The following is a 14,325-nucleotide window of genomic DNA, read 5'->3' as shown; positions in this document are numbered from 1 at the left end:
TCGCGCCGTTTGTTGACGGAGAATCTCCCGCACCGGGCGGGGATCGAGCTGGGGGAGGCCATGCGCTTTCGCGGGAAGTCCATCCGCCGGAAGATCGTGGCGCTGCTGCTCGTGCCGCTCGTCTCGGTCACCGCGCTCTGGGGCCTGGCCACCACGCTCACCGGCCGCGAGGCCATCCAACTCCTGGATGTCGCCTACGCCTTCGATCAGGTGGGCCACCCCATCGAGGAGACGATCCGGGTCGTCCAGAACGAGCGCCGCCAGACGCTCGTCTACCTGGCCGACCCCCGGTCCTCCGACTCCCTGACCGAACTCCACGGCCTGCGCTCCGAGACCGACCGGGCCGTCGCCCAGGTCATGGCGCACGTCGACGCCGTACGCGACCGGCTGGACGAGTACGAGTCCCAGCAGCTCGCCTCCGTCGTCGACGCCCTGGACGGCCTCACGACGATGCGCCGCTCCGTCGAGAACAACCGGGTCTCCCGGGCCCAGGCACTCGACTTCTACAACCGGATCATCGACCCCGGCTACAGCCTCCTCGCCGCCCTGCACGGGCGTGAGGACGTGGACGAGGACAACTGGGGCCGCGCGCTGATCGGGCTCGACCGCGCCAAGGAGATGCTCTCCCGCGAGGACGCGCTGGTCGTCTCCGCGCTGATCGCCCGCCGGATCACCGCGGACGAGATCCGAGCCGTCTCCGACCTGGTCGCGAGCCGCACGCTGCTCTACCAGACGAATCTGTCCGACCTGCCGGCCTCGGACCACGCGACACTGGAGCAGTACTGGCGCACCGCGGACACCCTGACCCTGCGCGACACGGAGGACCGGCTCATCGTCGCGGGGGCCGGCAAGAACCCCAAGACGGTCGACGCCGCGCGCTGGCAGGAAATGACCGCCCCGGTCCTGGAGGACCTCTCCCACGAGAGCGTCCAGGCCGGCGACCTGTACCGGGACCACGTGGCACCCGTCCGGCGCGAGGTGTTCATCCGCCTCGTCGTGGCGGGTGTGGTGGGATTCGGCGCTCTCCTCGTCTCCGTGATCGTGTCCGTACGCGTCGGCCGCCACCTGATCCGCGACCTCTCCCGGCTCCGCAGGGAGGCCCACGAGGTCTCCGGCGTACGGCTCCCCAGCGTCATGCGCCGGCTCGCCGCCGGTGAACAGGTCGACGTGGAGACCGAGGCGCCGCAGCTCGATTACGAGAAGGACGAGGTCGGCCAGGTAGGCCAGGCACTCAACACCCTCCAGCGCGCCGCGGTCGAGGCCGCCGTGAAGCAGGCCGACCTCCGGCGCGGCGTCTCCGAGGTGTTCGTCAACCTCGCCCGCCGCAACCAGGTCCTGCTCCACCGTCAGCTCACCCTCCTGGACACCATGGAGCGCCGCACGGAGGACACCGAGGAGCTCGCCGACCTCTTCCGCCTGGACCACCTCACCACCCGTATGCGCCGGCACGCCGAGGGCCTGGTGATCCTCTCCGGAGCCGCGCCGTCCCGGCAGTGGCGCAAGCCGGTCCAGCTGATGGACGTCGTACGGGCCGCGGTCGCCGAGGTCGAGGACTACGAACGCATCGAGGTACGCAGGCTGCCGCGCATCGGCGTCGGCGGCCCGGCGGTCGCCGACCTCACCCACCTCATCGCCGAACTCCTGGAGAACGCCACGGTGTTCTCGCCCCCGCACACCGCCGTACAGGTGCACGGGGAGCGGGTCGCCAACGGCTTCACCCTGGAGATCCACGACCGCGGGCTCGGCATGACCCCGGACATCCTCCTCGACGCCAACCTGCGTCTCGCGGAGACCCCCGAGTTCGAGCTGTCCGACACCGACCGCCTCGGTCTGTTCGTGGTCAGCCGGCTCGCCCAGCGGCAGAACGTACGCGTCTCCCTCCAGCCCTCCCCGTACGGCGGCACCACCGCGATCGTCTTCCTGCCGGTCGCGCTGCTCACCGACGCCCCCGAGACCGAGGGCACCGGCTTCCGGCTCGACCGCAAGAACGCTCCCGAGCGGGGCCGCGGCCGCACCGAGAGCGGTGGTGGCCGCCGTACCGCGCTGGCGCAGGTCCCCACCGGAGTGAGCAGCGTCCCGTCCGTACTCGACGGCCCCATCGAACTCGAACCCCCGGTCGGTCTTCTCGGCAGGGACGGCGGACCGGTGCGCGGCGGAGGTGACGGCATCGCCGATCTGGAGGACACGGAGAGCGAGCGGGGCGGGGTGTTCCGGGCTCGCGAACACCTTCGTGAAGCCGGTCAGGAACCGCGCGGCCGCTACGACCGGAGCCGCCGGACCCCGGACGAACCGCCCGAGTCGGCCGACGCCCCGCTCGTCCTGCCCCGGCGGCGGCCCCCGACACTCGTCGCGGACCGGGGCCGCCGGGTGGACGAACCGGGCAGGACCGCGCCGGCGGACGGACCGGTCGGCGGCACGGGCGGCCGGACCTGGGCGGAGACGCCCGCGCGGTCAGCGGGCCGGGCAACGCCCGGCGAGACGCCCGACCTGGTGGACGGGTTGCCCCGCCGCGTCCGGCAGGCCAGCCTCGCCCCCCAGCTGAGGGACACGGCACCGGCGCGCGACAACGCCAAGAGGCCCGCCGCGGGCCACGACACCGAGCGGGACGCGGACGAAGTACGCAGCCGCATGGCTTCGCTCCAACGGGGCTGGCAGCGCGGTCGTCGGCAGAACGAGGCCGAGGACTCCACCGGACCCGGCGATACACAAGGAACCACATCGGAGGGGGACGGTCGATGACCGCACCGAACGCCGCAGTACGCAAGACCACCGACCCCGACGCCGGCGGAGAGCTCAACTGGCTCCTCGACGAGCTCGTCGAGCGGGTCGCCAGTATCCGGAAGGCAGTGGTCCTCTCCGGTGACGGCCTCGCCACCGGCACCTCCCGGGACCTCACCCGCGAGGACGGCGAGCATCTCGCCGCCGTCGCCTCCGGATTCCACAGCCTCGCCAAGGGCGTGGGCCGGCACTTCGAAGCGGGCAAGGTCCGGCAGACCGTCGTCGAGCTGGACGACGCCTTCCTCTTCGTCACGGCGGCGGGCGACGGCAGCTGTCTGGCCGTCCTGTCCGACGCGGACTCCGACGTCGGCCAGGTCGCCTACGAGATGACGCTCATGGTCAAGCGGGTCGGCGTACATCTCGGTACGGCGCCCCGGTCCGGTCTCAGCACCGGAGGGTGAGTCCGTCGGCATGAGTGATCCAGGTCAGGATCCGAAGCACTGGTTCGACGGCGAAGCCGGACCGGTGGTACGCCCGTACGCGATGACGCGTGGCCGCACCAGCAGCGCGACACGCCACCGGCTGGACCTGATCGCGGTCGTCGTCCCCGAGCCCGCGGCCGACGACCCCGGCCGGGACCAGACGCTCTCTCCCGAACACGTCGAGATCGTCGAACGCTGTCTCGACTCCCCCCAGTCGATCGCCGAACTGGCCGCGGGCCTCGACCTTCCCGTCGGGGTGGTCCGGGTCCTGGTCGGCGATCTCGTCGAGGACGAACTCGTGCACGTAACCCGTCCCGTTCCGCCGGCAGAGCTGCCGGACGTGAGCATTCTCCGCGAGGTGATCAATGGTCTTCGGGCGCTCTAGCCGCAGGCCGCGTCCGGTCGAGCCGGTGACGCTGAAGATTCTGGTGGCCGGTGGCTTCGGGGTGGGCAAGACCACCCTGGTGGGCGCGGTCAGCGAGATCAGACCCCTGCGCACCGAGGAGATACTGAGCGAGGCCGGCCGGCCCGTCGACGACGTCGGCGGCGTGGAGGCCAAGACGACCACCACGGTCGCCATGGACTTCGGCCGGATCACGCTGCGCGAGGACCTGGTGCTGTACGTCTTCGGCACTCCCGGCCAGGACCGCTTCTGGTTCCTCTGGGACGAACTGGCCCAGGGCGCCCTCGGCGCGGTCGTGCTCGCCGACACCCGGCGCCTCGCGGACTCCTTCGCCGCCGTCGACTACTTCGAACGGCGCGACATCCCGTTCACCGTCGCCGTCAACTGCTTCGAGGGAGCGGACCGCTTCCCGGGCGAGAGCGTACGGTCGGCGCTCGACCTCGACCCGGAGGTCCCGCTGGTGATGTGCGACGCGCGCGAGCGCGAGTCCGTCAAGGAAGTCCTGGTCTCGGTCGTCGAGCACGCCATGAAGCGCGCGGCGAAACAACGCGAGCACGCCGCCACCTGAGCCCGCACGCAGGCCCGTAGCCCCTCAGTTCCTGCGGGGGTACGGGCCTCTTGGGCGGCCGGTCGCACCGGGAACAGCCGTGGCCCGCGCGACCGGGCGCCACAACCGAGCGGCACAGCGGGGAAGCACCGGCCCGGGTCAGTGCCGGACGACCGAGCGCCGGGCCACGGGAAAATCGAAGTAGCGGTCCGGGAACGTCTCCGGCCGGTACGTGAAGTGCCACCACTCCTCGGGCAGGTTGACGAACCCGGCCCCGGCCAGCGTCCGCTTCAGCAGCTGCCGGTTCTCCCGCTGCCTGCCCTGGATCCGGGGATCGTCGGTGTGCGCGAGCGTATCGAAGCAGTCGAAACCGGTGCCCATGTCGACGGAGTTGTCGGGGAAACGGTCCTTCTTCGGCCCGTAGCAGGGAGCGAGCTTCTCACCCGGTACATACGGGCGCGTCGGCAGCGCCGGAAGCCTGACGATCGTCAGATCCACCGTGCCGCCCCGGCTGTGCCCGGACTTCTCCGCGAGGTAACCGTCCGCGAACAGCCGCGACTTGTCGACGCGCGGATAGAACTCCGGCTTCATCCGCTCGTCCTGGAGATCCCTCGCCCACCGCACGAAGTGATCGACAGCGCGCTGCGGCCGGTAGCAGTCGTACACCTTGAGGGAGTAGCCCCGCCGCAGCAGCTCCGCCTGGGCCCGGCGCAGGGCCTCGGCGGCCGGGCGGGTGAGGAGGCAGACCGGCTGCTCGTATCCGGTCACCGGCTCACCCATGAAGTCGTGCGGGGTGCGGTAGCGCATCTCCTGGACGACGGTCGGCGCGACCGAGCGCAGAGCCACGAACTCCGGCGGCGCGCCGGGCCCGGGCGCCGCCCGCCCGGCCGACGCGGCGGCGGTCGCGGTGACGGCCGCCGCCGGGGGAACGGTCGCGGCGAGGAGTACGGCGGCCGAAGCGGTCAGCAGACGGCGCGGGAACGAGATTGTTGTCATGAACACCTTTGTCCCTCGGTTCCCTGACCCCCGCACTGGGCGATCGGATACAGTCCGCGCGTGTCCGAGCACCGGAAGAAGCCTGCCCCGAACTCCCACTGCGGCAGTTGCGGCACGCCGTACCCCGCCTCCGCCGGCTGGCCCCGCACCTGCGCGTCCTGCGGCGCCACCGCCTACCGCAACCCGCTTCCCGTCGCCGTCGCCCTCCTGCCGGTCCAGGACCGCGAGGGCACCTCACTGATCGTCATCACCCGCACCATCGCACCCGCACGCGGCGGTACCGCCCTCCCCGGCGGCTTCGTCGACCACACCGAGGACTGGCGGCACGCGGTCGTCCGGGAACTCGCCGAGGAGACGGGCATCGAGGCCGTGGCAGGGGACGTACGACTCGCCGACGTCCTCAGCTCGCCCGACGGCCACCTGCTCCTCTTCGGTCTGCTCCCGCGCCGCCCGGCCGGCCGGCTGCCCCCCTCGGCCCCCACCGACGAGACAACCGGCTACCACCTGCTGCGCGCCCCGGCGAAGCTGGCGTTCCCGCTGCACACGGAGGCGGTGCGGTCCTGGTTCGCCGGCCGTTACGACCCTGCCGGGCGCCTCTGACGGGCGCGCGCCACCGGGCGCGCTTCACCGGGCATGCCTGCCCGGGCGCGGCTGACCGGCTCATCGCGACGCACCCTCCGGCTCACCACCCGCGCCCCGCACCCGTACCGTCCACTCCGGCCGCGCCGCGCCCTGGTCCGTGATCCGCTCCACCAGGACCTCGCCCTCCACCAGCCGCGACGTGTACCGCTCCACCTCCGCCTGCTCCCAGCCGTCCCCCGGGTCACCGACCACCAGCCCGCCGCCCGGGACACCCGCCGCCGGAGCCCACACCTCCAGTTCCAGCCGGCCGCCCTCTCCCCGTACCGGAATCACCGCACCCGCCCGTGCCAGCACCGGGATACGTGCGGAGGGCGCGTCCAGCAACACCTGACCAGGACCCTCGTAGGCCCGCTCGGTGACCGTGTCGTACCACCTGCCGCGCGGCAGCCGCACCGCCCGCCGGTCCGCGCCCGGTTCCAGGACCGGCGCGACCAGCAGCGCGTCACCCAGCAGGAACGTGTCCTCGCAGTCGCGCAGATCCCGGTCCTCCGGCGCGCCCCACCACAGGGGCCGCGCGTAGGGCGCCCCCGTGAGTCTCGCCAGCTGAGCCAGCGTCACGAAGTAGGGCCGCAGCCGCTCCCGCGCGTCGAGCGCCGTCCGGGCGTGTTCCAGCACCTCAACACCGAACTCCCACGGCTCCCTGCGGCCCGCGTCGATCGCCGCGTGCGTACGGAACAGCGGCAGGTACGCCCCCAGCTGGAACCACCGCAGGTAGAGCTCGGGCGACGGGCTCCCGTCGAAACCGCCCACGTCGGGACCCGAGTACGGCACCCCGCAGAGTCCGAGCCCCAGTACCAGCGAGAGCGAGGCCCGCAGCCCCGGCCAGCCGGTCGACACATCGCCGGACCAGGTGCCGCCGTACCTCTGCATCCCCGCCCAGCCGGAGCGTGAGAAGAGAAAGGGCCGCTCATCGGGGCGCAGCTTCCGCAGCCCTTCGAAACCGGCCCGCGCCATGGCGAGGCCGTACACGTTGTGGGCCTCACGGTGGTCACCGCCCGCGCCCTCCAGATGGTGCCTGGCCGACCGTGGCAGCGTCGTGTCACCGAACGGCGCGAAGGACACCGGCTCGTTCATGTCGTGCCACACCCCGGCGAAACCCTGCGCCAGCCGCTCCTCGTACAGTCCGCCCCACCAGGCCCGCACCGCCGGATCCGTGAAGTCCGGAAAGACGCACTCCCCGGGCCAGACCACGCCCCGCACCTCCCGCCCCCGCGCGTCCCGCACAAAAGCGCCCGCCCCGGAACGGCTGCTCGCCGGGCTTCCGACCGCCGGTCCGCTGCCCGCCGGTCCGCTGCCTGCCGGCCCACCGACCGCCGCGCCGCTCTCGTACACCGCGTTCCCGCGCTCCGCCTTCACCGCGGGATCGACGATCGAGACCAGCCGGACGCCGTCCGCACGCAAATCCTCCGCCAGCCCCGGCAGATCCGGGAAGCGCTCCCGGTCCACGGTGAAGACCTGATGCGCGTCGTAATGATCGATGTCCAGATGGACCGCGGACAGCGGCAACCGCCGCTCCCGGTACCCCGCGACGATCCGCCGCACCTCCCGCTCGCTGCCGAAACCCCACCGCGCGTGCTGCGGACCCAGCGCCCAGGACGGCGGCGGTGTCGGCGCCCCGGTGAGCGCCGTCCAGCCGTGCAGCACCCGCGCGGGTGTACCGATCACCACCCAGCAGCGCAGCGGCCCGCCGTCCATCCGCAGCTCACTCGTGCCGGGCCGGTCGTGCCCCGAACCGGCACCCTCCTCACCCTCGCGGAGGATGACCCTGCCGTCCCAGGAATTGTCATGGAACGCCAGGTGGGTCCCCGCGTCGGCCACCACCAGCTGCACCGGCATCGTCACGTACAGCGGATCGTCCCCCGGACCGAAACCACCGCCCGGATCGGTGTTCCACAGCCGGTACACGCCGTCCCGCAGCCGAGGGCCGGAAGCCCGCCCGCCCAGCCCGAAGAACCGCGCGTCCGCCGGTACCTCCGTCCGCTGCACCCAGCGCGCCGGACCGCCCGCGACCGGCTCCCACCAGCGGGGCGGCAGCTCCCGCCGCAGCACCACACCTCCCGGCGTACGGACCTCGACACCCCCGTGGCGCGAGACCGCCACCGTCACGCGCTCCGACACCACCCGCCAGCCACCGTCCGTATCGGGCTCCAGCCCGGCGCGCGGATCCGGTTCCGGAGGAGGCCCGGCCAGCGCGTACGAGGGCAGCGGCTCCGCACCGTCCCACCCCCAGAACACCGCGCCGCCCACGGTGACACACACATGCAGCTCCGCCCGGGCGAACCGTACGGTGCCGCCTCCCGGAAGCGGCTCGGCGTCGCTCACCGGCCCCGGCACCCGGGCCCGCTCCGCACCGCGCGGCCCCAGCTCCCTGGCATCCGTACGCCAACGGCGCCACGCCGAACGCGCCGCGCGGAATCCCTGTGCCGAGCCCGCCACTTTTATCGAACGCACCAGTTCACGACCGTCCATGGCGCTCAGCCTGCCATCGGTCCCGGCCGGGTGGTAATTCGTTCAACTCCCGTTCACCCGTGTCGCGAAAGCCGACCCGCCCACCGGCCACGGACGGCGAAGCCTGGTGTGAAAGACGATCACATGGCATCGTCCGTGTCAGCCGCGCGCACGGGCACACCCACGCCCCGGCGCGCGACCGGCGCACACCACGCGCCGACCGCACACACCCGCGTCGAGTCAGCCCGGGAGCCGCCCCCATGACCGCAGCAGCACACCCCGCCCCTCTCTGGCAGCCGGACCCCGACCGCATCGCCGCCGCCCGCGTCACCCGCTTCCAGGCATGGGCCGCCGAACGGTACGGCGCACCGGCCGAGGGCGGCTACGCGGCGCTGCACCGCTGGTCGGTCGCGGAACTCGAAACGTTCTGGGCCGCCGTCGCCGACTGGTTCGACATCCGCTTCTCCACCCCGTACGAACGGGTCCTCGGCGACCGCACCATGCCCGGCGCCCGATGGTTCCCCGGCGCCACCCTCAACTACGCGGAACACGCCCTGCGCACCGCCGAGGACCCGGACCGCGCCGACGCCCCCGCGCTCCTGTACGTCGACGAGACACAGGAACAGGCCGCCGTCAGCTGGTCCGAACTGCGCCGCCAGGTGGGCGCGCTCGCCGCCGAGCTGCGCGCCCTCGGCGTACGCCCCGGAGACCGCGTCAGTGGCTACCTCCCCAACATCCCGCAGGCCGTCACCGCGCTGCTCGCCACCGCGGCCGTCGGGGGAGTCTGGACCTCGTGCGCCCCGGATTTCGGCGCCCGCAGTGTCCTGGACCGCTTCCAGCAGGTCGAACCCGTCGTGCTGTTCACCGTCGACGGCTACCGCTACGGCGGCAAGGAACACGACCGTACCGACACCGTCGCCGAACTCCGCCGCGAACTGCCCACCCTGCGAGCCGTGATCCACATCCCGCTCCTGGGCACCCCGGCCCCCGACGGCGCCCTCGACTGGTCCGTCCTCACCGCCCCTTCCGGGGACGCCGGCCCCACCGACGCCGGCCCCGTCTTCGAACAGGTCCCGTTCGACCACCCCCTCTGGGTCCTCTACTCCTCCGGCACCACCGGCCTGCCCAAAGCCATCGTCCAGTCCCAGGGCGGCATCCTCCTCGAACACTTCAAGCAGATCGGGCTGCACTGCGACCTCGGCCCCGAGGACCGCTTCTTCTGGTACACCTCCACCGGCTGGATGATGTGGAACTTCCTCGTCTCCGGCCTCCTCACCGGCACGACGATCGTGCTGTACGACGGCAGCCCCGGTTACCCGGCGATCGACGCCCAGTGGGGCGTCGCGGAACGGACCGGCACCACGCTCTTCGGCACCTCCGCCGCGTACGTCATGGCCTGCCGCAAAGCGGACGCGCACCCCGGCCGCGACCACGACCTCTCCCGCGTCACCTGCGTCGCCACCACCGGCTCCCCCCTGCCCCCGGACGGCTTCCGCTGGCTCCACGACGAGGTCTCCGAAGACCTCTGGATCGCCTCCGTCAGCGGCGGCACCGACGTCTGCAGCTGCTTCGCCGGAGCCGTGCCCACCCTTCCCGTCCACATCGGCGAGCTGCAGGCCGCCTGCCTGGGCACCGATCTCCAGGCATGGAACGCGCAGGGCGAACCGGTCATCGGCGAGGTCGGCGAACTCGTGGTCACCAACCCCATGCCGTCCATGCCGATCCGCTTCTGGAACGACCCCGACGGCAGCCGCTACCACGACAGCTACTTCGAGATGTTCCCCGGCGTCTGGCGCCACGGCGACTGGATCACCCTCACCGACCACGGCTCGGTCGTCATCCACGGCCGCTCCGACTCCACCCTGAACCGCCAGGGTGTCCGGATGGGCTCCGCCGACATCTACGAAGCCGTCGAAAGACTCCCCGAGATCCGCGAATCGCTCGTCATCGGCCTGGAGGAACCGGACGGCGGCTACTGGATGCCCCTCTTCGTCCATCTCGCCGAGGGAGCCGTTCTCGACGAGGCGCTCACGCGGCGCGTCCAGCAGACGATCCGTCAGCAGCTTTCCCCGCGCCATGTTCCCGACGAGATCATCGAAGTTCCCGGTGTCCCGCACACCCTGACCGGCAAGCGCATCGAGGTCCCGGTCAAACGCCTCCTCCAGGGCACACCACTGGACCGGGCCGTCAACGCCGGCTCCGTGGACAACCTCGAACTCCTCCGCTTCTACGAGAACCTCGCCCGCGAACGGCGCTGACCGCCACCCCGCCACCGCCCGCCCGGACGCGTTGTCAGACCCCCTGGTTACTGTGAGTGAGCAATCATCGACAGCACTCAGGGGGATGTCCATGGCGCACACCGAGTACAGCGAGCAGGCCGGCCGGGCGGACAGGTCCGGGCAGCGCGGGACGGCCAGGGCGATGCGGCGCAGACTGCGGCGCGAAGTCCCCACCACGGTCGGCGTGCTCGCCGACGAGCGGGACTTCACCGCGATGCGGTGCTACCGGACTTTCACCTTCGACGACCACGACACCTATCTGCGGCAGATCGACGGACTGCTCAGGTCCCTCGCCTCCCAGGGCGCACACACCACCGTCACCCTCTTCGACCCGGAGGAGTTCGTGGAGTACTGCGCGGACACCGGACTCGACCCTGACACGGCGGCAGGCCGCAGCCGCTTCACGGCCTGGACCGCCGCGAGCGGCGCGACCGTCGCCTACACCGGCCAGCCGATCGACGCGCTGCTCCCGCTGCTCATCAACACCGCCGTCCGCAAAGCCACCTGGGAATACGTCACGACGCTCCTCGCCGACCTCGGCGAGTGCGCCGACTGCGGACAGGACATCGGACGGGCCGCCTTCGACCACGCCTCCCACATCCTGCTGCGGCTGCTCGAAGAAGCGGGCCCCGGCACCCATCACCTCGTCTGCAGCATCCCCGCCGCGGACGAACAACTCCTCGCCGTCCTGCACGCCGACAACGCCGATCACCCTGATGACCCGGATCACCCCGACCGGTCCGAAGGAGCACTCGCCCGGCTCGACTCCTCCGAGGGCGCCGAATTCGTCAGCGTGCTGGCCGCCGGGATCGCCCTGGACAGTCCCGGAGGCGTGGTGCTCCGTACGACAGGCCCCGGCGCCCCCGACCAACTGCACGGCTGGCGCCTCCAACGAGGCCATCTCGTCCCGCTCACCGCGGGCGAGGTCTTCAACGCCTACTGCACCGACGCGGACACCGGGGAGCCGCTCTCCCCCGAGTCCGGCGTGGAATACCGCGCCGGATTCGACCTCGGCCTCGACGACACCGGCACACATCACTGAGCACACATCACCGAAGGGTGAAGGGGCTCCCCGCCGTGACACGGCGGGAAGCCCCTTCACCCTCAGCTCAGTTCACGCACCGGCTCACTCGCCGGACAACACCGCCCGCGCGGCCTGCCGGGCACCCTCGGCGGTGTCGGCGGCCCGCGCGGCGGCGGCGGCCCGCTCGCACTGCGCCAGCGTGTGCTCCGCCAGAGCCGACCGCACATAAGGAATCGAGGCCGCGCCCATCGACAACGACGTCACACCCAGCCCGGTGAGCACGCACGCCAGCAGCGGATCGGCCGCGGCCTCACCGCACACCCCGCAGCTCTTGCCCTCGGCCTTGGCTCCCTCGGCCGACAGCGCCACCAGATCGAGCAGCGCCGGCTGCCACGGGTCCTGCAACCGCGACACCGCACCCACCTGGCGGTCGGCGGCGAAGGTGTACTGCGCGAGGTCATTGGTCCCCAGCGACAGGAACTCGACCTCCTGCAGAATCGAGCGCGCCCTCAGTGCGGCGGACGGAATCTCCACCATGGCGCCGAACTTGGCGCGCAGCCCCGCCTCACGGCAGGCGTCCGCGAACGCCTTGGCGTCCGTACGGTCGGCCACCATCGGCGCCATGACCTCCAGATACACCGGCAGACCCTCGGCCGCCTTCGCCAGCGCGGTCAACTGGGTCCGCAGCACGTCCGGGTGGTCCAGCAGACTCCGCAGACCACGCACTCCGAGCGCCGGGTTCGGCTCGTCGGCCGGGGTCAGGAACTCCAGCGGCTTGTCCGCGCCGGCGTCCAGCACCCGTACGACGACCCGCCCTTCGGGGAACGCCTCCAGCACCTTGCGGTACGCCTCGACCTGCTTCTCCTCCGACGGCGCCTGCCTGCTGTCGTCGAGGAACAGGAACTCGGTACGGAACAGACCGACACCCTCCGCGCCCGCCTCGACGGCAGCGGCCACATCGGCCGGCCCGCCGATATTGGCGAGCAGCGGCACCTTGTGCCCGTCCGAGGTCGCACCGGGGCCTGTGGCACCGGTCAGCGCGGCCTTCCGTGCCGCTGCGGCCGCCTCCAGCTCCGCCCGCTTCTCGGCGCTCGGCTCGACGAAGACATCGCCGGTGCTGCCGTCGACCGCGACCACGGTGCCCTCGGCCAGTCCCGCGGCGCCCGGCAGCGCGACGACCGCCGGCACCCCGAGCGCCCGCGCCAGAATGGCGCTGTGGCTGGTCGGCCCGCCCTCCTCGGTCACGAATCCGAGGACCAGAGCCGGGTCGAGCAGGGCGGTGTCCGCGGGAGCGAGATCGCGGGCGATCAGTACATAGGGCTCGTCACTGTCGGGCACGCCAGGCATCGGGACACCCAGCAGCCGGGCGACGATACGGTTCCGCACGTCGTCCAGGTCCGCGACCCGCCCCGCCAGGTACTCGCCGGCGTTCGCGAGCAGCTCGCGGTACGAGGCGAACGCGTCGTACACCCCGCGCTCCGCCGTGCTGCCCACGGCGATCCGCCGCTCCACGTCGGCCATCAGCTCAGGGTCCTGAGCCATCAGGGCCTGAGCCTCCAGCACGGCCTGGGCCTCGCCACCGGCGAGATTGCCGCGCGCGATCAGGTCGGCGGCCACCGCGTCGACAGCCTGGCGGGCGCGACCCTGTTCACGGCCGGCCTCCTCCGCGGGGATTGTCTTGGCCGGCGGCTCCAGGACCGCCGTCCCCATGTGCCGGACCTCGCCGATCGCCACTCCGTGGCTGACGCCGACGCCTCGCAGCGTTGTCTCCATTTGACCGTCTCTCCGATGTGATGGGGGACGAGCGGTCAGCGCTCGTCCAGGACGTACGGGTCCTGGGTCACTGCCAGGTGAACAGCGTGTCGCCGGTCGTGACGTCGCCGTCCTCACGGAGGTCGGACAGCGAGTCGGATGTGGCCTCCAGCGCGATGACCGGGCAGACGGGGGACTTGCCGGCCGCTTCGACCGCTGCCGGGTTCCAGCGAACGACGGGCTGTCCGAGAACGACGGTGTCGCCCTTGTTGACGAGCAGTTCGAAACCTTCTCCATTGAGCTGCACCGTGTCGATACCCAGGTGGGTCAGCACGCCGTGCCCGGACGCGTCGACCACGACAAAGGCGTGCGGGTGCAGCGAGACCACGACACCGTCGACCGGAGAGACGGCCTCGCCGGGCTCCCGTACGGGATCGATGGCGGTGCCAGGACCTACCATCGCGCCGGAGAACACCGGGTCGGGCACAGCGGCGAGTCCGATGACGCGTCCGGGCAGTGGGGCAGTCACGATGGTCATGGGGAGCCTCCCAAGGGGCGGAGATTCGGGGGCCGCCGTCACCGTCTGTGATGGGACGACGTGCTGTTCCGAAGGGTAAGTCATAGGAAGTGACGGTTCCGCATGAGAGTGACCGGTTGACAGATGTGCAAACCGCATCGGAGGGGATTTGCCTGTGCCGATGCGCGCGCTGTAGAGTCGTACCTCTGCTTGACCCCAACACGACTGTAGTCGGGGGTCGGTAGCACCTATCAAGCCTTGATCTAGTCGGATTGTCATTCGCATGTCTGCGAATCGGTGGTCCGAGGGACGAGAAAAGCCTGGTAATGTTTGAGCCGCCGGAAAGGGAAACGCGAAAGCGAGAACCTGGAAAGCACCGAGGAAGTCGGAAGCGAAAAGCATCTGATAGAGTCGGGAACACAAAGTACAGAACAAAATGAAACACCGAAGGGAAGCGCCCGGAGGGCCCCGGTGAAACGGGACCGAAGGAAGCGTCCGTTCCTTGAGAACTCAACAG

At 71.4% G+C, this 14,325-nt stretch carries 11 protein-coding genes; 7 read left to right on the top strand and 4 right to left on the bottom strand.

All coding sequences use genetic code 11. The features are described from left to right. The first annotated feature begins 60 nt into the window (after window positions 1-60). From ACIBAE_RS26800 to ACIBAE_RS26785, 4 genes are read left to right on the top strand one after another with little or no spacing between them, the layout of a single operon-like run. Window positions 61-2,739: a nitrate- and nitrite sensing domain-containing protein gene (locus ACIBAE_RS26800; RefSeq protein ID WP_399290296.1), complete on the top strand. Its 2,679-nt coding sequence runs from the start codon at window positions 61-63 to the stop codon at window positions 2,737-2,739. Further along, the gene (locus ACIBAE_RS26795) at window positions 2,736-3,179 is read left to right on the top strand and encodes a roadblock/LC7 domain-containing protein (RefSeq protein WP_399290196.1); all 444 of its coding nucleotides are present in this window, start codon (window positions 2,736-2,738) and stop codon (window positions 3,177-3,179) included. Before ACIBAE_RS26800 ends, ACIBAE_RS26795 begins: the two co-directional genes overlap by 4 nt. Window positions 3,180-3,189: 10 nt before the next feature. Then, window positions 3,190-3,585, top strand: a complete 396-nt coding sequence (locus ACIBAE_RS26790) for a DUF742 domain-containing protein (RefSeq protein ID WP_399290194.1) — start codon at window positions 3,190-3,192, stop codon at window positions 3,583-3,585. Beyond that, window positions 3,566-4,171 (top strand): GTP-binding protein, encoded by a 606-nt coding sequence (locus ACIBAE_RS26785; protein ID WP_399290192.1) that lies wholly within the window; start codon window positions 3,566-3,568, stop codon window positions 4,169-4,171. The genes ACIBAE_RS26790 and ACIBAE_RS26785 overlap by 20 nt, the downstream gene beginning before the upstream one ends. A 138-nt stretch (window positions 4,172-4,309) precedes the next feature. Here the strand turns inward: ACIBAE_RS26785 and ACIBAE_RS26780 are convergent, their stop codons facing one another. Continuing rightward, complete coding sequence (locus tag ACIBAE_RS26780) at window positions 4,310-5,146, bottom strand: M15 family metallopeptidase (protein ID WP_399290190.1); 837 nt, start codon at window positions 5,144-5,146, stop codon at window positions 4,310-4,312. A gap of 60 nt (window positions 5,147-5,206) precedes the next feature. Between ACIBAE_RS26780 and ACIBAE_RS26775 the strand changes: the two genes are divergently transcribed. Continuing rightward, window positions 5,207-5,746 (top strand): NUDIX domain-containing protein, encoded by a 540-nt coding sequence (locus ACIBAE_RS26775; protein ID WP_399290188.1) that lies wholly within the window; start codon window positions 5,207-5,209, stop codon window positions 5,744-5,746. A gap of 60 nt (window positions 5,747-5,806) precedes the next feature. On the opposite strand, the gene ACIBAE_RS26770 is transcribed toward ACIBAE_RS26775, so the two are convergent. Then, window positions 5,807-8,257, bottom strand: coding sequence for a TIM-barrel domain-containing protein (locus tag ACIBAE_RS26770; protein WP_399290186.1), 2,451 nt, complete (start codon window positions 8,255-8,257; stop codon window positions 5,807-5,809). A gap of 239 nt (window positions 8,258-8,496) precedes the next feature. Between ACIBAE_RS26770 and ACIBAE_RS26765 the strand changes: the two genes are divergently transcribed. Both ACIBAE_RS26765 and ACIBAE_RS26760 read left to right on the top strand, forming a co-directional pair. Beyond that, window positions 8,497-10,494, top strand: a complete 1,998-nt coding sequence (locus ACIBAE_RS26765; RefSeq protein ID WP_399290184.1) for an acetoacetate--CoA ligase — start codon at window positions 8,497-8,499, stop codon at window positions 10,492-10,494. A 91-nt stretch (window positions 10,495-10,585) separates the two neighbouring features. After that, entirely contained in the window at window positions 10,586-11,557 is a 972-nt protein-coding gene (locus ACIBAE_RS26760) for a hypothetical protein (protein ID WP_399290182.1), read from the top strand. Window positions 11,558-11,641: 84 nt separating this feature from the next. Here the strand turns inward: ACIBAE_RS26760 and ptsP are convergent, their stop codons facing one another. Both ptsP and ACIBAE_RS26750 read right to left on the bottom strand, forming a co-directional pair. After that, the gene (gene ptsP, locus ACIBAE_RS26755) at window positions 11,642-13,312 is read right to left on the bottom strand and encodes a phosphoenolpyruvate--protein phosphotransferase (RefSeq protein ID WP_399290181.1); all 1,671 of its coding nucleotides are present in this window, start codon (window positions 13,310-13,312) and stop codon (window positions 11,642-11,644) included. Between the two features lie 67 nt (window positions 13,313-13,379). Beyond that, window positions 13,380-13,829, bottom strand: coding sequence for a PTS glucose transporter subunit IIA (locus tag ACIBAE_RS26750; RefSeq protein ID WP_399290179.1), 450 nt, complete (start codon window positions 13,827-13,829; stop codon window positions 13,380-13,382). Window positions 13,830-14,325 lie beyond the last annotated feature (496 nt).

Source organism: Streptomyces sp. NPDC051569, assembly GCF_044454085.1.
GTDB lineage: Bacteria > Actinomycetota > Actinomycetes > Streptomycetales > Streptomycetaceae > Streptomyces.
The sequence above is the reverse complement of the archived record's forward strand: the minus strand, read 5'-3'. Positions and strand labels throughout refer to the sequence as shown.